The sequence below is a fragment of the Streptomyces sp. NPDC031225 genome (assembly GCF_055570355.1).
This window is the reverse complement of the sequence record NZ_JBVIHJ010000033.1, coordinates 65747-82948: the sequence shown is the minus strand read 5'-3', so window position 1 is coordinate 82948 and position 17202 is coordinate 65747. Positions and strand designations below refer to the sequence as shown.

Here is a 17202-nt window from a genome sequence, read left to right as displayed (position 1 = left end):
CGCGAAGGCGTCTTCTCACCCCCACCGCCACCCCGACCCACACCAAGACCCCCCCCCCCCCCCCCCCCCCCCCCCCCCCCCCCCCCCCCCCCCCCCCCCCCCCCCCCCCCCCCCGCTGTCCTCCTACGCCGTCCTTACGGCCACAATGGAGGGATGAGCGACAGTCCAGCCCCCCTCGCCGACCCGCACTCGGTCCACGACCCCGTCGCGGGCGACGGCCCCAAGGACGTGGTGATCCTCGGCTCCACAGGCTCGATCGGCACCCAGGCCATCGACCTCGTGCTGCGCAACCCCGACCGCTTCAGGGTGACCGGACTCTCGGCCAACGGCGGCCGGGTCGCGCTCCTCGCCGAGCAGGCGCACCGACTCGGGGCACGGACCGTCGCGGTCGCCCGCGAGGACGTCGTACCGCAGCTGCGCGAAGCACTCCGCGCCCTCTACGGCGCGGAACCCCTTCCCGAGATCCTCGCCGGCCCGGACGCCGCCACCCAGGTCGCCGCCTCCGACTGCCACACCGTCCTCAACGGCATCACCGGCTCCATCGGCCTCGCCCCCACCCTCGCCGCCCTGGAAGCGGGCCGCACCCTCGCGCTCGCCAACAAGGAGTCGCTCATCGTGGGCGGCCCGCTGGTGAAGGCGCTCGCCAAGCCCGGACAGATCATCCCGGTCGACTCCGAGCACGCGGCACTGTTCCAGGCCCTGGCTTCCGGCACGCGGGCCGACGTGCGGAAGCTGGTCGTCACAGCGTCCGGGGGACCGTTCCGCGGGCGTACGAAAGCCGACCTCGCCCAGGTGACGGTCGAGGAGGCCCTCGCCCACCCCACCTGGGCCATGGGCCCGGTCATCACGATCAACTCCGCGACCCTCGTCAACAAGGGTCTCGAGGTCATCGAGGCGCACCTCCTCTACGACATTCCCTTCGACCGCATTGAGGTGGTCGTGCATCCCCAGTCGTATGTCCACTCGATGGTTGAGTTCACGGACGGATCCACGATCGCCCAGGCGACGCCCCCCGACATGCGGGGGCCGATCGCCATCGGCCTGGGCTGGCCCGAACGCGTCCCCGACGCGGCACCGGCCTTCGACTGGAGCAAGGCGTCGACCTGGGAGTTCTTCCCGCTCGACAACGACGCGTTCCCTTCGGTCAACCTTGCGAGACACGTCGGACAGCTCGCGGGCACGGCCCCGGCGGTGTTCAATGCGGCCAACGAGGAGTGCGTGGAGGCCTTCCGGGCCGGCGCGCTGCCGTTCGACGGGATCATCGACACCGTGACCCGGGTGGTGGACGAGCACGGCACCCCGCGCGCCGGAACCTCGCTCACCGTCGCGGACGTCCTCGAAGCGGAGACCTGGGCGCGGACCCGGGCCCGGGAACTGACGGCACAGACGGCGGAGGCCCGTGCATGACGACCCTGATGTTCATCCTCGGCATAGGGCTGTTCGCCTTGGGCCTGCTGATCTCGATCGCGTGGCACGAGCTCGGACACCTGTCCTTCGCCAAGCTGTTCGGCATCCGCGTGCCGCAGTACATGGTCGGCTTCGGCCCGACCGTCTTCTCCCGCAAGAAGGGCGACACGGAGTACGGCATCAAGGCCATCCCCTTCGGCGGCTACATCCGCATGATCGGCATGTTCCCGCCCGGCGACGACGGCCGCATAAGCGCCCGCTCCACCTCGCCCTGGCGCGGCATGATCGAGGACGCCCGCTCGGCCGCCTTCGAGGAACTCCAGCCCGGCGACGAGAAGCGCCTCTTCTACACCCGTAAGCCCTGGAAGCGCGTCATCGTCATGTTCGCGGGCCCCTTCGCGAACCTGATCCTCGCCGTGGCGCTGTTCCTCACGGTCCTCATGGGCTTCGGCATCTCCCAGCAGACCAACACGGTCAGCTCGGTCTCCAAGTGCGTGATCGCCCAGAGCCAGAACCGCGAGAACTGCAAGGCCTCCGACCCGGCCTCCCCGGCCGCGGCCGCCGGCCTCAAGGCGGGCGACAAGATCCTCTCCTTCAACGGCGTGACGACGGGCGACTGGAACAAGCTCTCCGACCTCATCCGCGCCAACCCCGACAAGACGGTCCCGATCGTCGTCGAGCGCGACGGCAAGGACGTCACCCTGACGGCGAAGATCGCCAGCAACCAGGTCGCGAAGAAGGACTCCAGCGGTCAGTACGTCCAGGGCGAGTACGTCACCGCCGGCTTCCTCGGCTTCAGCGCCGCCACCGGCATCGTCAAGCAGGACTTCGGCGACTCCGTGATCTGGATGGGCGACCGGGTCGGCGAGGCCGTCGACTCCCTCGCCGCCCTGCCCGGCAAGATCCCGGCCCTGTGGAACGCCGCCTTCGGCGACGCCCCGCGCGAACCGGACTCCCCGATGGGCGTGGTCGGCGCAGCCAGGGTGGGCGGCGAGATCTTCACGCTCGACATCCCCCCGACCCAGCAACTCGCCATGGCCCTGATGCTGGTGGCGGGCTTCAACCTCTCCCTGTTCCTCTTCAACATGCTCCCGCTGCTCCCCCTGGACGGCGGCCACATCGCGGGTGCGCTGTGGGAGTCCCTGCGCCGCAACCTGGCAAAGGTCCTCAAGCGCCCGGACCCGGGCCCGTTCGACGTGGCGAAGCTGATGCCGGTCGCTTATGTGGTGGCGGGGATCTTCATTTGCTTTACGGTCCTCGTCCTGATCGCGGACGTCGTTAACCCCGTACGCCTCTCCTAGCCATACGGCGTTGGCGGCGGCCCGGCGCACTGCGTGCCGGGCCGCCTTCCATTGAGTGGGTTTGACGGCGGTGATGTGCTCGTCCCCGCGCCGGTGCCGTAATCTCGAAGTCCGGAGCCCGCCGCTGACGGGACCTGGGCCTTGATCCACGACTTGGGGTTGCACAGCAGATGACTGCGATTTCTCTCGGCATGCCGTCCGTTCCGACCAGGCTCGCCGAGCGCCGGAAGAGCCGGCAGATCCAGGTCGGGTCCGTGGCGGTCGGCGGCGACGCCCCGGTCTCCGTGCAGTCGATGACGACGACCCGTACGTCCGACATCGGCGCCACCCTGCAGCAGATCGCCGAGCTGACGGCGTCCGGCTGCCAGATCGTGCGGGTGGCTTGTCCCACGCAGGACGACGCCGACGCGCTGTCGACCATCGCGCGCAAGTCGCAGATCCCGGTGATCGCGGACATCCACTTCCAGCCGAAGTACGTGTTCGCGGCGATCGAGGCGGGCTGCGCCGCGGTGCGGGTGAACCCCGGCAACATCAAGCAGTTCGACGACAAGGTCAAGGAGATCGCGCGGGCCGCGAAGGACCACGGCACCCCGATCCGCATCGGCGTGAACGCGGGGTCGCTGGACCGCCGTCTCCTCCAGAAGTACGGCAAGGCGACGCCCGAGGCGCTGGCCGAGTCCGCGCTGTGGGAGGCCTCCCTCTTCGAGGAGCACGACTTCCGGGACATCAAGATCTCGGTCAAGCACAACGACCCGGTCGTCATGGTCGAGGCGTACCGCCAGCTCGCCGCGCAGTGCGACTACCCGCTGCACCTCGGTGTGACGGAGGCGGGACCGGCCTTCCAGGGCACCATCAAGTCGGCCGTCGCCTTCGGCGCGCTGCTCTCCCAGGGCATCGGCGACACGATCCGCGTGTCCCTGTCGGCGCCTCCGGTCGAGGAGGTCAAGGTCGGCAACCAGATCCTGGAGTCCCTGAACCTCAGGCAGCGCGGCCTGGAGATCGTCTCCTGCCCGTCCTGCGGCCGCGCCCAGGTCGACGTCTACAAGCTCGCCGAGGAGGTCACCGCGGGGCTGACCGGCATGGAGGTTCCGCTCCGTGTCGCCGTCATGGGCTGCGTGGTGAACGGCCCGGGCGAGGCCCGCGAGGCCGACCTCGGTGTCGCCTCCGGCAACGGCAAGGGCCAGATCTTCGTCAAGGGCGAGGTCATCAAGACCGTCCCCGAGTCGAAGATCGTGGAGACCCTCATCGAGGAGGCCATGAAGCTGGCCGAGCAGATGGAGGCGGACGGCATCGCCTCGGGCGAGCCGTCGGTGTCGGTCGCGGGCTAGTACGTTTCAGCGGTGCCGCATCCAGACGTTCGGCTCCTGGTAGGAGCCGACGTCGGCGTCCCGGTCGACCCGTAGCACACTCAGCCCGTCCGGGATCACGTAGTCGCCCGACTCCGGGAGGGCCAGGCCCGTCCAGCCCTCCCACTCGGCGACCGTGCCGGTCATTGTCTGTGAGGCGGGGGCGGCGGCCAGGATCTCGGCGCCGAGGCGTTCGTGCGTGCGGATCCACGGGTCGAGGGCGCTGCCGTCGTCCCGCCGCCACCGCATGTACGACTCGATGGGCGTCAGCGGATAGCGCGCCTTGGCCGTGGGCCGCACGGGCGCGATGACCCGCCGGAGCCCCGCATCCTCTCCTGCGTCCCGCAGGGCGGCGAGCATCCGCCCGGCGAGCCCCTGCCCCTTCAGTGACGGGGTGACGATCGCCCCGCAGATCACCAGGGTGTCGGGATCGGCCTTGTCCTCATGCCCCTCCACGGCCCGCACCAGCGCGTCGCTGTACCCCGAGGGCAGCCCACCGACCAGCCCGTCCCACCGCACGGGAACGCCCCACCCGGCGGCCACGGGCACCCCGTCCTCGTCCACCAGCGTCAGATCCAGCTCCGGGAAGAACTCCTGTACCCGGCCGATGTACTGCGTCACCAGCCGGTCGGCGGTGATGAACTGCGGGAACCCCTCACTGAACAACTCCGCGAGTTGTTCGTCGGGCCGGGTCCGGGCATCGGATCGCTCAGCGGTCGAGATCATCTGCCGTTCCTATCAGCGCCGGCCAGACGGTGTCAGCCCGTCCGGCGTTCGAGGACGAGGCCCTTCGGGCCGGCGGGGGCCGGGCGCAGCCCCAGGAGACGGTGGGGCGAGGTGGTCGTCACGGTTCGGTGAACGGGGCCCTGACTCAGGGCGGCGCGGCTCAGCTTCCGCAGGTACAGTGCGGAGATCAGCAGACCCCAGTGTGAGGCCCCGCCCGTGTTGACCCAGACGACCTCCCGGGTCCTCGAACCGAGCGACCTGGACGCCGCGCTCGCCGTCCTCGACCGTGAGCCGGTCGCGAACGCCTTCGTGACGTCGAGGGTTCAGGTCGCCGGCCTCGACCCGTGGCGGCTCGGCGGCGAGATGTGGGGCTGGTACGAGGACGGCATGCTCACGTCCCTCTGCTACGCCGGCGCCAACCTGGTCCCGATCTGCGCGACCCCACGAGCGGTCCGCGCCTTCGCCGACAGGGCCCGGCGGGCCGGCCGCCGTTGCTCCTCCATCGTCGGTGCCGCCGAACCCACCGCGCAGCTCTGGCGGCTGCTGGAGCCCAGCTGGGGTCCGGCCCGGGAGGTCCGCGCCCGCCAGCCCCTCATGGTCACCGACCGCATGCCCGCCGATATCGCCCCGGATCCGTACGTCCGTCGCATCCGCAAGGACGAGATGGAGACGATCATGCCGGCGTGCGTGGCGATGTTCACGGAGGAGGTCGGCGTCTCGCCGCTGGCGGGGGACGGGGGACTGCTGTACCAGGCCCGCGTGGCCGAACTGGTCGGTGCCGGCCGCTCGTTCGCCCGCCTCGACGAACACGGCAAGGTCGTCTTCAAGGCGGAGATCGGCGCGGCGACGAACAGGGCCTGCCAGATCCAGGGTGTGTGGGTGGCCCCCGAGTACCGGGGCAGGGGAGTGGCGGCCCCGGGGATGGCGGCGGTGCTGCGGTACGCGCTGGCGGACGTGGCCCCGGTGGTGAGCCTTTACGTGAACGACTTCAATACGCCGGCGAGAAGGGCGTACTCGAGGGTGGGGTTCCAAGAGGTGGGCGCGTTCATGAGCGTTCTCTTCTAGCGGACGGCCCGCCGCACGCGGCCTGGACCAGGCGCACAACCGGAACTCCCCCTGTACGCTCCCCGCATGGACCTCGTCATCGGCCCCCTGGACCTGTCCGCCCACGTGGACGAGGCCCTGGCGGTCCAGGCCGTCGCGTTCGGTCTCGGCGCCGACGAGGTGGCGGTACGGCGGCAGATCGTCCTGCGCCACATGACCTTCCCGGGCGCGCGGGCACTCGGCGCGAGTGTCGGAGGGCGCCTCGTCGGGTTCGTGTACGGCATGCCCAACGACCGCACCCACTGGTGGTCCACCGTCGTGGAGTCCTACCTCCGCGCCCAGCACAACGACATCTGGCTCGACGACTCCTTCGTGATCACCGAGCTCCATGTGCACCCCCACCACCAGAACCGCGGCATCGGCCGCACCCTGATCACCACGATCACCGACGGCGCCGACGAGCCCCGCTCGATCCTCTCCGCGATCGACACCGACAGCCCGGCCCGCGGCCTGTACCACTCCCTCGGCTACCAGGACCTCGCCCGCCAGGTCCTCTTCCCGAGCGCCCCGAAGCCGTACGCCGTGATGGGGGCACCGCTGCCCCTGCGTCGCCGCTGACGGATTTCCACCGGCGCAGGGCGCCCGGCTACCCTCCTGGCATCACCTCGACGCAGCAGGAGTACGAGAACCATGGCGAACCCACCGGTCCAGCGCATGTCCCAGTTGATGGCGAAGACGCTGCGCGACGACCCCGCGGACGCCGAGGTCCTCAGCCACAAGCTGCTCGTCCGCGCCGGCTACGTCCGCCGCACCGCGGCCGGCATCTGGAGCTGGCTGCCGCTCGGCAAGAAGGTGCTGTCCAACGTCGAGCGGATCGTCCGTGAGGAGATGGACGCGATCGGCGCCCAGGAGGTGCTGCTGCCCGCCATCCTGCCGCGGGAGCCGTACGAGGCGACCGGCCGCTGGGACGAGTACGGCCCCGAGCTGTTCCGCCTCCAGGACCGCAAGGGCGGCGACTACCTCCTCGGCCCGACCCACGAGGAGATCTTCACGCTGATCGTGAAGGACCAGGCGTCCTCCTACAAGGACCTGCCGGTCATCCTCTACCAGATCCAGCACAAGTACCGTGACGAGGCCCGCCCGCGGGCCGGCATCCTGCGCGGCCGCGAGTTCCTGATGAAGGACTCGTACTCCTTCGACACCGAGGACGAGGGCCTGGCCCAGTCGTACGCCCTGCACCGTCAGGCCTACCAGAAGGTCTTCGCGCGCCTCGGCCTCGACTACCGCATCTGCGCCGCCACCGCCGGTGCGATGGGCGGCTCGAAGTCGGAGGAGTTCCTCGCCCCCGCCGAGGCCGGCGAGGACACCTTCGCGGACTGCCCGAACTGCGACTTCGCGGCCAACACCGAGGCGATCACGTACGAGTTGAAGCCGGTGGACGCGGCCGGTGTCGCCGTGCTGGAGGAGATCCCCACCCCGGACACCCCGACCATCGAGACCCTCGCCGCGCACCTCGGCGTCGAGGCCTCCGCCACCCTGAAGAACCTGCTGGTGAAGGTCGACGGCGAGATCGTGGCCGTCGGTGTCCCCGGTGACCGCGAGGTGGACCTGGGCAAGGTGGAGGCCCACTTCGCGCCCGCCGCCGTCGAGCTGGTCACCGCCGAGGACTTCGTGGGCCGCCCGGATCTGGTGCGCGGTTACGTCGGTCCGCAGGGGCTGGGCGAGAAGGTGCGGTACATCGCCGACCCGCGCGTGGCCCCCGGCACCTCCTGGATCACCGGCGCCAACAAGGAGCACACGCACGCGAAGAACGTCGTCGCGGGCCGTGACTTCGAGGTCGACGAGTACGTCGACGTCGTGGTCGTCCAGGAGGGCGACCCCTGCCCGAAGTGCGGCACCGGTCTGAAGCTGGACCGCGCCATCGAGATCGGCCACATCTTCCAGCTGGGCCGCAAGTACGCCGACGCCCTCAAGCTCGACGTCCTCGGTCAGCACGGCAAGCCGGTCCGCGTGACCATGGGCTCCTACGGCATCGGCGTCTCCCGCGCGGTCGCCGCCCTCGCCGAGCAGACCGCCGACGACAAGGGGCTGTGCTGGCCCGCCGAGGTCGCCCCGGCCGACGTGCACGTGGTCGCCGCGGGCAAGGCCCTCCAGATCGAACTGGCCCTCGACGTCTCCGAGAAGCTGCGCGAGGCCGGACTCCGGGTGCTCGTCGACGATCGCGCCGGGGTCTCCCCGGGTGTGAAGTTCACCGACTCCGAGCTGATGGGCGTACCGAAGATCCTGGTCGCCGGGCGGCGCTCCGCCGAGGGTGTCCTGGAGCTCAAGGACCGCCGCACCGGTGAGCGCGAGGAGCTGACGGTGGACGAGGCGATCGCCCGCCTCACCGCCTGATCTCGTAGGGCCGTCTTCCCGGTCCTCTGCACCGTCGAGGTCCGCCGCGGAACCCGGTTCCCGGCCCGGTCAGGACCGCGTCACCGTGTCGCCGACGGCGGAAGGTCACGGCGGCCGTCCACCAGGGCCTCCCCCAACGGGGTCGCGCTGTGGTGGACGGCCGGTCCGCGGCGCCGGGTGACGATCAGGCCGGAGTCCCGCAGGGCGGCGGTGTGATGCGACACCGTGGCGGGGGAGACGACCAGGCGCTGTGCGAGCTCCCCGGTCGATCCGCCGCCGGAGGCGAGGACGGTGAGCAGATCGGCCCGGGTCCGGCCCAGCAGGGTGCGCAGCGACTCCCGCTGCCCGTGCCCGGGCTCGGCGTCCCTCTGTGACCAGCCCAGGTCGTGTGCGATCGGGTGGACGATCACCGGAGGCAGATCGGGATCGCGCAGGGTGATCGGGGCCCGCCAGCAGAAGAACGACGGCAGCAGGAGCACCCCCCGCCCGTCGAGGTGGATGTCCCGGTCGTAGGAGCTGGCCATCGTGAGCAGACCGGACCGCCAGCGCAGATCCGGATGCAGGGTGGCCAGCATGCCCTCGACGCCGCCGTCCGCCACCGCCCGCGTCCGCAGTGCGCGGTCCGCGTCGAACGCGGTGCGGATCCGGGCCCAGTGCGGCCGCAGGGCGACGGAGAAGTATCCGCGCAGGGCCCCGCCGAGGCGCCGCAGCGTGCCCGAGTCCCCCTCGGCCAGCGACCGGGTCCAGGTCCCGGGACACCGGGCGGCGGCGAGCCTTCCGACATCGCGGCGCAGCCGTCGGCGCGGGGTGGACAGGACGGTGTCGATCGCCGCGTCCAGCCCGTCCTCGGCGAGGGCGGGGGTGAGGAAGTCGGCGGAGTAGCCACGGGGCGGGGCGAGGTCGAAGAGCATGCGGACCGGAGCGGAGAGCCGCGACCTGACCTGCCTCTTCCAGGGGCCGAAGACGACGGCGCCGTCCTCTGCCCCGACCAGATGCAGGCTGAGCAGCAGCTCCCACAGCGGATCGGGCCTGCTCGCCACCCGTACCCGGGCGATGTCCGTGTCCGTGAAATGGAACGTCAGCATGGGTCCCCCGATGCGGGACAGGCTGCGGTCAACAGCCGGACAAGGTCCCGCAGGGGATAAGAGCACCGTGTCGCGACGGGGGTTGTGCGAGTGGCCGATACCGGGTGGAGAATGGCCGATTCATCGGCACGTCCCTAGAGCCACCCGGCGAACTCCAGCAGCAGCTCGGCATCCTTCGGCCGCCCCACCCGCAGCGCCCGGACCCCGGACTCCACGGCCCGGAACAACGTCCACCCCCGCAGCCGTTCCTGGTCCACCTCCAGCGACTCCGCGAGCCGCTTGATCCGCCGCCGCGTGGTCGCCGCCCCCGACGGCGAGGCGATCAGGTCCTCCACGCGGTCCCGCACCAGCCGGGCGAGATCGAACGCACACTCCCCGACCACGGGATCGGGCCCCACGGCCAGCCAGGGCGACCGGACACCCGCCAGCACCTTGCTCTGCCGGAACGTCCCGTGCAGCAACCGCTCCTCCGGCGGCGCGGCCAGCAGCGACTCACGCGCGTCGAGAGCCGCGCTCACCAGCCCCGCCGCCTCCGCGGCAGCGCCCCGCATGACCGACGCCTGCCGCCCGGTCCGCTCGGCCACCGTCTCGAACACATGGCCGCCGGGCGGCTCCACCCACAGCCGCCGCAGGGCCCCCGCCGCCTCCAGCAGCGCCTTGGCCTCCGGCAGCGACCGCACGGAGACATCCGGATGCAGCCGCTCCAGAAGCAGCACACCCCCACCCGCGGGCTCGTCGATCAGCTGTACGGCCCCCCGCCCACCCCAGTGCGCGAGTGCCGCCCGCTCGCTCTCCGGCCGGGCCCGGGGCGGCGCCAGCTTGAGCACGGCCGGTGTGCCGTCCGCCCGCCGCACGAGCACGACGAGGCTGCTGCGCCCCCCGGGCACCTGCACCCGCTCCACGGTCAACTCCCGCAGCGCGACGGCCTGTACGGTGGTCCCGGGCAGCTTCTCCACCCAGCCGTCCCCGTCCGGCGCGCTCTCACCGAGCGCCCGCACCAGCCGCTGCGGTGGTTCGAAAGCCATGCGCGAGTCGTTCCCTTCCAGTGCCGCGTTACGCCGAGGGGGCAGCCGAGGGCGACGCCGTGGTCGCCCGCTCGGCGAGTCCAGGGAAGGCTACGCTCTCGCCCCGCCAGCGCACCGCCCGCACCGCGGCCTCCCGCAGCGCCTCCGCGGCCGTGCCCCGCCGCCCGCCCTCGGCTGCCCGCACCAGGTCGGAGTACACCCCGGCCACCCGGTCCTCCAGCTCGGCGGCCAGTCGCACGGCCGCGGCCGAGTCCGGCACCGGGAAGGGCAGCGCGTACGCCGGGGCCGCGGCCACCGGCGTACCGCGCAGGCTCCGTACGTCACGCACGAGGGCGTCCCGGCGGGCCCGGTGCGCGTCATAGGCGGCCTTGGCCTCGGTGCGCCGGCCCTCGCGGATCCGGCCGCCGACGACGCCGTAGCCGTAGACGGCGGCATGCTCCGCGGCCAGTGCCTTCTGGAGGGCCTCCAGCACCTGCTTCTCACTCATCGGGCCGCCTCCGTCAGCAGATAGGCGTGAGCCGCACCGGCGGCCGCCACCGACGCCAGCAGCCGGGCCAGCTCGCCCGGCACGTCGAGCAGCGCCTTGGCCCGCCGGTCCGCGAGCGCCCGTTCGGCTACGGCGAGCCCGGCGAGGGCGTCCTTCTCGGTCGCGGGCGCCGGGGCCGATGCCGACGCGGGTGCCGACGGCGAGGCGTCCGACGTGGTGGAAGAGGCCTTCGTGATCGTCCCCCCGAACGCCTCCGTGTGCCGCACGGCTTCCGCCCGCAACGGCCCCAGCCGCACCGCGAGCGTCGGATACGCGGCGAGGGCGGCGTCGTAGCGCTCGACCATGCCCCGGCTGTCCCGAGCCGCACGCACGCGTGCCCGCTCGACGACGGACGGACTCCCGGCGGTGCCCTCCTCGGTGCTCGAGGCCCCGTCGGAGCAGCCCACCAGCAGGGCACCCACGGCGACCGAGGCGAGCAGGGATCTTCTGCGCGGCCCCGAGGGGACGTGCGGCGGAGGCGGGTACGGCACGACAGACGTCCTCAGGAAGCTCGTACGAACACACGGGCGGGAGGTCAGCCCGCTGGCGATCACGGTACCCGCGCATCCGAGGTCACCTGGACGGCAACACCCCCTGCGACCGGATACCCTTTGACCAGACACGCGACCTACCCACAACAGCACACGCGGCCGAGGAGTCACCCGGATGAGCACCACCCAGAGCGAGAGGCTGCGAGAGCTCCTGGAACCGCTCGTCACCTCCCAGGGCCTGGATCTCGAAGAGATCGCCGTTGACTCCGTTGGGCGAAAGCGAGTGCTGCGCGTCGTCGTCGACTCGGACACCGGTGCCGACCTGGACCAGATCGCCGATGTGAGCCGCGCGCTCTCGGCGAAGCTCGACGAGAGCGACGCGATGGGCGCGGGGGAGTACACCCTCGAGGTCGGCACCCCGGGCGCAGAGCGCCTCCTCAAGGAGCGCCACCACTACGAGCGCGCCGTGAGCCGGCTGGTGAAGTTCCAGCTGACCGAGGGCGGCGGCGAACTGGTCGCTCGGATCCTGAAGGTCGGCGACGAAGGTCTCGAACTCGAAGTGCCCGGCGTGAAGGGCCGCAAGGCCACCGCCCGCGCCCTCGCCTTCTCCGACATCGACAAGGCGCGTGTGCAGGTCGAGTTCAACCGCAAGGACGACGAGAAGAACGACAAGAAGGAAGAGGAGGCGTAGCCGTGGACATCGACATGAGCGCCCTGCGGGGCTTGGTACGGGAGAAGGAGATCTCCTTCCCCCTGTTGGTCGAGGCGATCGAGTCGGCCCTCCTCATCGCTTACCACCGCACCGAGGGAAGTCACCGCCACGCGCGCGTGCACCTCGACCGTGAGTCCGGTCACGTGATCGTGTGGGCGAAGGAGGACCCCGAGGACCTCGAGGAGGGGCAGGAGCCCCGCGAGTTCGACGACACCCCGTCCGACTTCGGCCGGATCGCCGCGACCACCGCCAAGCAGGTCATCCTCCAGCGGCTGCGCGACGCCGAGGACGACGCGACGCTCGGCGAGTACGCGGGGCGTGAGGGCGACATCGTGATGGGCGTGGTCCAGCAGGGCCGCGACCCGAAGAACGTGCTCGTCGACATCGGCAAGCTGGAGGCCATCCTGCCCGTGCAGGAGCAGGTGCCGGGCGAGACGTATCCGCACGGCATGCGGCTGCGGTCGTACGTCGTCCGTGTGGCGCGGGGCGTTCGGGGGCCCTCCGTGACCCTGTCGCGCACGCACCCCAACCTGGTGAAGAAGCTCTTCGCCCTGGAGGTGCCGGAGATCGCCGACGGGTCCGTCGAGATCGCCGCGATCGCCCGCGAGGCCGGTCACCGCACCAAGATCGCCGTACGGTCCACCCGTTCGGGCCTGAACGCCAAGGGTGCCTGCATCGGGCCCATGGGCGGCCGGGTGCGCAATGTCATGGGTGAGCTGAGCGGTGAGAAGATCGACATCGTCGACTGGTCGGACGACCCGGCCGAGATGGTCGCCAACGCGCTGTCGCCGGCCCGGGTCTCCAAGGTCGAGGTCGTGGACATGGCCGCCCGCTCCGCGCGCGTGACGGTCCCCGACTACCAGCTCTCCCTCGCCATCGGCAAGGAGGGGCAGAACGCCCGTCTCGCGGCCCGGCTCACCGGCTGGCGGATCGACATCCGGCCGGACACCGAGCAGGCCGGGGAATAGTTCCCAGCCGCAGGCCGCTGAGATCACGACAGTTATCAGGGCCGCAGCTGTTCGATCCCTGCCCCGAAGGGGTGAGGTCGGTATGGAGAGGTAGACTTAAGAGTGTCTGGCCGGACGCCCGCCCGCGCATGCCCTGAACGCACCTGTGTGGGGTGCAGGCGGCGAGCGGCCAAGACGGAGCTGCTGCGCATCGTGGCGATCAAGGACGCATGCGTCCCCGATCCTCGCGGTACGCTGCCCGGCCGGGGTGCGTATCTGCATCCCGCGCTGGTCTGTCTCGACCAGGCGGTACGCCGCCGGGTGTTCGTGAGGGCGCTGCGCGCCCCGGGAGCGCTCGACATAAAGGCGTTGCGCCAGTACGTCGAGCAGACAGACAGTTGCTGAGCAGGCAACACAGTAAGAAGCGTCGCGCGGAACCCCCGTGCGGCCCTGGTACCCCGCGAGTTGGAAGTAGGTCGAGATTGCGATGAGCACTCGATGAGCACGCGATGAGTACGCCCATGAAGTAGCGACGGTCCGGACACACCCGGACCTAAAAGGAGCGAAGTGGCTAAGGTCCGGGTATACGAACTCGCCAAGGAGTTCGGGGTGGAGAGCAAGGTCGTCATGGCCAAGCTCCAAGAACTCGGTGAATTCGTCCGTTCGGCGTCTTCGACTATCGAAGCGCCCGTCGTCCGTAAGTTGACGGACGCCCTCCAGCAGGGCAACGGAGGCGGCAAGCCCGCTTCCGCACGCAAGGCTTCCCCGGCACGTCCGGCAGCCCCCTCTCCCGCGCAGGCCGCCCGTCCGGCAGCCCCGCGCCCGCCGGCCCCCAAGCCGGCCGCCGTCGAGACGCCCGCGGCCTCCGCCGCGCCGGCCGCTCCCGCCGGCTCCCGTCCCACTCCGGGTCCGAGGCCCGCGCCGCGGCCCGCCCCGGCGTCCCCGGCTCCGACCACGCCCGAGTTCACGGCACCGCCGTCGGCTCCCGCCGCCCCGGCGCAGGGCTCCGCCCCGCGTCCGGCTGCCGCTGCTCCGGGTTCCGGTGCTCCGCGTCCGGCCGGTCAGTCCGCCCCGCGTCCGGGTGCCCCGCGTCCGGCCGGCCCCGCTCAGGGTGGCCAGGGCCGCACCGAGCGCCCCGAGCGCGGTGAGCGTCCCGGCAGCCCCCGTCAGGGTGGCCAGGCGCCGCGTCCCGGTGCCCGTCCGGCCGGTCCCCGTCCGGGCAACAACCCCTTCACCTCCGGTGGCTCCACCGGCATGGCGCGTCCGCAGTCGCCCCGTCCGGGCGGCGCTCCGCGTCCCGGCGGTGCCGGCGGCCCCGGTGAGCGTCCCGGCGGCGCCCCGCGTCCGCAGGGTCAGAGCCAGGGCGGTCCCCGTCCCCAGGGTGCGGCGGGCGGTCCCCGTCCGCAGGCTCCGGGCGGCGCTCGTCCGAGCCCGGGCGGCATGCCCCGTCCGCAGGGTGGCGGTCCCCGTCCCGGCGGTGGCCCCGGCGGCAACCGTCCGAACCCCGGCATGATGCCGCAGCGTCCGGCTGCCGGCCCGCGTCCCGGTGGCGGTGGCCCCGGCGGCCGCGGTCCCGGTGGCGCCGGTGGCGGTCGTCCCGGCGGTGCCGGTGGCGGTCGTCCCGGTGGCGGCGGCTTCGCCGGCCGTCCCGCGGGTCCCGGTGGTGGCGGTGGCGGCTTCGCCGGCCGTCCCGGCGGTCCCGGTGGCGGTGGCGGCGGTTTCGCCGGCCGTCCGGGTGGTCCCGGTGGTGGCGGCGGCGGTCGTCCCGGCTTCGGTGGCCGTCCCGGCGGTCCCGGTGGCCGTGGTGGCACGCAGGGCGCCTTCGGTCGTCCCGGCGGTCCCGCGCGTCGCGGTCGCAAGTCGAAGCGGCAGAGGCGCCAGGAGTACGAGGCCATGCAGGCCCCGTCGGTCGGCGGCGTGATGCTGCCTCGCGGCAACGGACAGTCCGTCCGCCTGTCGCGCGGTGCGTCCCTCACCGACTTCGCGGAGAAGATCAACGCGAACCCGGCCTCGCTCGTCGGCGTGATGATGAACCTCGGCGAGATGGTCACTGCCACGCAGTCCGTCTCCGACGAGACGCTGAAGCTCCTCGCGGACGAGATGAACTTCGTCCTCGAGATCGTCAGCCCCGAGGAGGAGGACCGCGAGCTGCTCGAGTCCTTCGACATCGAGTTCGGCGAGGACGAGGGCGACGAGGAAGACCTGGTGGTCCGTCCGCCGGTCGTCACCGTCATGGGTCACGTCGACCACGGCAAGACCCGCCTCCTCGACACCATCCGCAAGACGAACGTCGTCGCGGGCGAGGCCGGCGGTATCACGCAGCACATCGGTGCGTACCAGGTCGCCACCGAGGTCAACGGTGAAGAGCGCAGGATCACCTTCATCGACACCCCCGGTCACGAGGCGTTCACCGCCATGCGTGCCCGTGGTGCCAAGTCGACCGACATCGCGATCCTCGTGGTGGCGGCCAACGACGGTGTGATGCCCCAGACGATCGAGGCGCTGAACCACGCCAAGGCGGCCGACGTGCCGATCGTGGTCGCGGTCAACAAGATCGACGTCGAAGGTGCCGACCCGACCAAGGTGCGCGGTCAGCTCACCGAGTTCGGTCTGGTGGCCGAGGAGTACGGCGGCGACACGATGTTCGTCGACATCTCCGCCAAGCAGGGCCTCAACATCGAGAGCCTGCTGGAGGCCGTGGTCCTCACCGCGGACGCCTCGCTCGACCTGCGGGCCAACCCGGAGCAGGACGCGCAGGGCATCGCGATCGAGTCCCACCTCGACCGCGGCCGTGGTGCCGTCTCGACGGTCCTGGTCCAGCGCGGCACGCTGCGCATCGGCGACACCATGGTGGTCGGCGACGCGTACGGCCGGGTCCGGGCGATGCTCGACGACAACGGCAACAACGTCGAGGAAGCGGGTCCCTCGACCCCCGTCCTGGTCCTGGGTCTCACCAACGTCCCGGGCGCCGGCGACAACTTCCTGGTCGTCGACGAGGACCGCACGGCACGTCAGATCGCCGAGAAGCGGGCGGCGCGCGAGCGCAACGCCAACTTCGCCCGACGGGGTGTCCGGTTCTCCCTGGAGAACCTGGACGAGGCCCTCAAGGCCGGTCTGGTGCAGGAACTCAACCTCATCATCAAGGGCGACGCGTCCGGTTCGGTGGAGGCTCTCGAGTCCTCGCTGCTCCAGCTCGACGTCGGTGAAGAGGTCGACATCCGCATCCTGCACCGCGGTGTGGGTGCGGTCACCGAGTCCGACATCAACCTGGCGACCGGCTCCGACGCCATCGTCATCGGCTTCAACGTCCGCGCTGCGGGCCGCGCGGCGCAGATGGCGGAGCGCGAAGGCGTCGACGTCCGGTACTACTCGGTGATCTACCAGGCCATCGAGGAGATCGAGGCGGCCCTCAAGGGCATGCTCAAGCCGGAGTACGAGGAGGTCGAGCTCGGCACGGCGGAGATCCGCGAGGTCTTCAAGTCGTCCAAGCTGGGCAACATCGCCGGTGTCCTGGTCCGTTCGGGAGAGGTCAAGCGCAACACCAAGGCGCGCCTCATCCGCGACGGCAAGGTCATCGCGGAGAGCCTCAACATCTCCGGTCTGCGTCGCTTCAAGGACGACGTCACCGAGATCCGCGAAGGGTTCGAGGGCGGTATCAACCTCGGCAACTTCAACGACATCAAGGTCGACGACGTCATCGCGACGTACGAGATGCGCGAGAAGCCGCGCGGCTGATCGTCGTAGCACGCGATCGGGGCCGATCGGCGGAAGTTATTCCGTCGATCGGCCCCGGCCGTTGCGTGTACGGTTCCCGTATCGGCGTCGAAGCGTGGCGCCCGTACCCCGAACCGGCGGGACATCCGGACACACATGTATGTGGGGACTCTGTCCTTCGACCTGCTCCTCGGTGACGTTCACTCACTGAAGGAGAAACGCTCAATCGTCCGTCCGATCGTGGCCGAGCTCCACCGCAAGTACGCGGTGAGCGTGGCGGAGACGGGCGACCAGAACCTCCACCGCAGGGCCGAGATCGGGCTCGCGGTGGTCTCCGGGGACACGGGACACCTCACCGACGTACTGGACCGCTGCGAGCGGCTGGTCGCCGCGCGGCCCGAGGTGGAACTGCTCTCGGTTCGACGCAGGCTCCACAGCGACGAAGACTGAAGCAAGCAGCAAGACAGTTACTAAGGAGACGGAC

Annotated in this window: 16 protein-coding genes; 11 read left to right on the top strand and 5 right to left on the bottom strand. The window is 71.2% G+C overall.

Features of this window, described 5'->3' with window-relative positions:
- The first annotated feature begins 153 nt into the window (after positions 1 to 153).
- The 3 genes from dxr (at position 154) to ispG (ending at position 4036) form a co-directional block, all read left to right on the top strand.
- Positions 154 to 1407, top strand: a complete 1254-nt coding sequence (dxr, locus tag ACZ48Z_RS39845; protein WP_468740805.1) for a 1-deoxy-D-xylulose-5-phosphate reductoisomerase — start codon at positions 154 to 156, stop codon at positions 1405 to 1407.
- An 8-nt stretch (positions 1408 to 1415) separates the two neighbouring features.
- Complete coding sequence (locus ACZ48Z_RS39840; RefSeq protein ID WP_468740835.1) at positions 1416 to 2708, top strand: M50 family metallopeptidase; 1293 nt, start codon at positions 1416 to 1418, stop codon at positions 2706 to 2708.
- A gap of 170 nt (positions 2709 to 2878) precedes the next feature.
- Positions 2879 to 4036: a flavodoxin-dependent (E)-4-hydroxy-3-methylbut-2-enyl-diphosphate synthase gene (gene ispG / locus ACZ48Z_RS39835; RefSeq protein ID WP_468740804.1), complete on the top strand. Its 1158-nt coding sequence runs from the start codon at positions 2879 to 2881 to the stop codon at positions 4034 to 4036.
- Positions 4037 to 4042: 6 nt separating this feature from the next.
- On the opposite strand, the gene ACZ48Z_RS39830 is transcribed toward ispG, so the two are convergent.
- Positions 4043 to 4780: a GNAT family N-acetyltransferase gene (locus tag ACZ48Z_RS39830; protein ID WP_468740803.1), complete on the bottom strand. Its 738-nt coding sequence runs from the start codon at positions 4778 to 4780 to the stop codon at positions 4043 to 4045.
- A 216-nt stretch (positions 4781 to 4996) separates the two neighbouring features.
- On the opposite strand from ACZ48Z_RS39830, the gene ACZ48Z_RS39825 reads away from it, so the two are divergent.
- The 3 genes from ACZ48Z_RS39825 (at position 4997) to ACZ48Z_RS39815 (ending at position 8218) form a co-directional block, all read left to right on the top strand.
- Positions 4997 to 5845 carry a GNAT family N-acetyltransferase gene (locus ACZ48Z_RS39825; RefSeq protein ID WP_468740802.1) on the top strand — a complete coding sequence of 283 codons (849 nt, stop codon included), beginning with the start codon at positions 4997 to 4999 and terminating at the stop codon, positions 5843 to 5845.
- 66 nt (positions 5846 to 5911) lie between these two features.
- Positions 5912 to 6442 carry a GNAT family N-acetyltransferase gene (locus tag ACZ48Z_RS39820; protein ID WP_468740801.1) on the top strand — a complete coding sequence of 177 codons (531 nt, stop codon included), beginning with the start codon at positions 5912 to 5914 and terminating at the stop codon, positions 6440 to 6442.
- Between the two features lie 72 nt (positions 6443 to 6514).
- On the top strand, positions 6515 to 8218 hold the full coding sequence (locus ACZ48Z_RS39815) for a proline--tRNA ligase (protein WP_468740800.1): 1704 nt from the start codon (positions 6515 to 6517) through the stop codon (positions 8216 to 8218).
- An 80-nt stretch (positions 8219 to 8298) separates the two neighbouring features.
- Here ACZ48Z_RS39815 and ACZ48Z_RS39810 read toward each other — a convergent pair whose 3' ends face one another.
- From ACZ48Z_RS39810 to ACZ48Z_RS39795, 4 genes are all read right to left on the bottom strand, one after another.
- Positions 8299 to 9303 (bottom strand): ArsR/SmtB family transcription factor, encoded by a 1005-nt coding sequence (locus ACZ48Z_RS39810; RefSeq protein WP_468740799.1) that lies wholly within the window; start codon positions 9301 to 9303, stop codon positions 8299 to 8301.
- Between the two features lie 134 nt (positions 9304 to 9437).
- The gene (locus tag ACZ48Z_RS39805) at positions 9438 to 10328 is read right to left on the bottom strand and encodes an aminoglycoside phosphotransferase family protein (protein WP_468740798.1); all 891 of its coding nucleotides are present in this window, start codon (positions 10326 to 10328) and stop codon (positions 9438 to 9440) included.
- Between the two features lie 28 nt (positions 10329 to 10356).
- Entirely contained in the window at positions 10357 to 10815 is a 459-nt protein-coding gene (locus ACZ48Z_RS39800; RefSeq protein WP_468740797.1) for a ferritin-like domain-containing protein, read from the bottom strand.
- The gene (locus ACZ48Z_RS39795) at positions 10812 to 11345 is read right to left on the bottom strand and encodes a hypothetical protein (RefSeq protein WP_468740796.1); all 534 of its coding nucleotides are present in this window, start codon (positions 11343 to 11345) and stop codon (positions 10812 to 10814) included. The genes ACZ48Z_RS39800 and ACZ48Z_RS39795 overlap by 4 nt, the downstream gene beginning before the upstream one ends.
- Before the next feature lie 175 nt (positions 11346 to 11520).
- On the opposite strand from ACZ48Z_RS39795, the gene rimP reads away from it, so the two are divergent.
- From rimP to ACZ48Z_RS39770, 5 genes are all read left to right on the top strand, one after another.
- Positions 11521 to 12036: a ribosome maturation factor RimP gene (rimP, locus tag ACZ48Z_RS39790; protein ID WP_468740795.1), complete on the top strand. Its 516-nt coding sequence runs from the start codon at positions 11521 to 11523 to the stop codon at positions 12034 to 12036.
- Positions 12037 to 12038: 2 nt separating this feature from the next.
- On the top strand, positions 12039 to 13025 hold the full coding sequence (nusA, locus tag ACZ48Z_RS39785) for a transcription termination factor NusA (protein ID WP_468740794.1): 987 nt from the start codon (positions 12039 to 12041) through the stop codon (positions 13023 to 13025).
- Between the two features lie 102 nt (positions 13026 to 13127).
- On the top strand, positions 13128 to 13409 hold the full coding sequence (locus tag ACZ48Z_RS39780) for a YlxR family protein (RefSeq protein WP_468740793.1): 282 nt from the start codon (positions 13128 to 13130) through the stop codon (positions 13407 to 13409).
- Between the two features lie 162 nt (positions 13410 to 13571).
- Positions 13572 to 16739: a translation initiation factor IF-2 gene (gene infB / locus ACZ48Z_RS39775; RefSeq protein ID WP_468740792.1), complete on the top strand. Its 3168-nt coding sequence runs from the start codon at positions 13572 to 13574 to the stop codon at positions 16737 to 16739.
- Positions 16740 to 16874: 135 nt separating this feature from the next.
- Positions 16875 to 17168 carry a DUF503 domain-containing protein gene (locus ACZ48Z_RS39770; protein WP_468740791.1) on the top strand — a complete coding sequence of 98 codons (294 nt, stop codon included), beginning with the start codon at positions 16875 to 16877 and terminating at the stop codon, positions 17166 to 17168.
- The last annotated feature ends 34 nt before the right edge of the window (positions 17169 to 17202 follow it).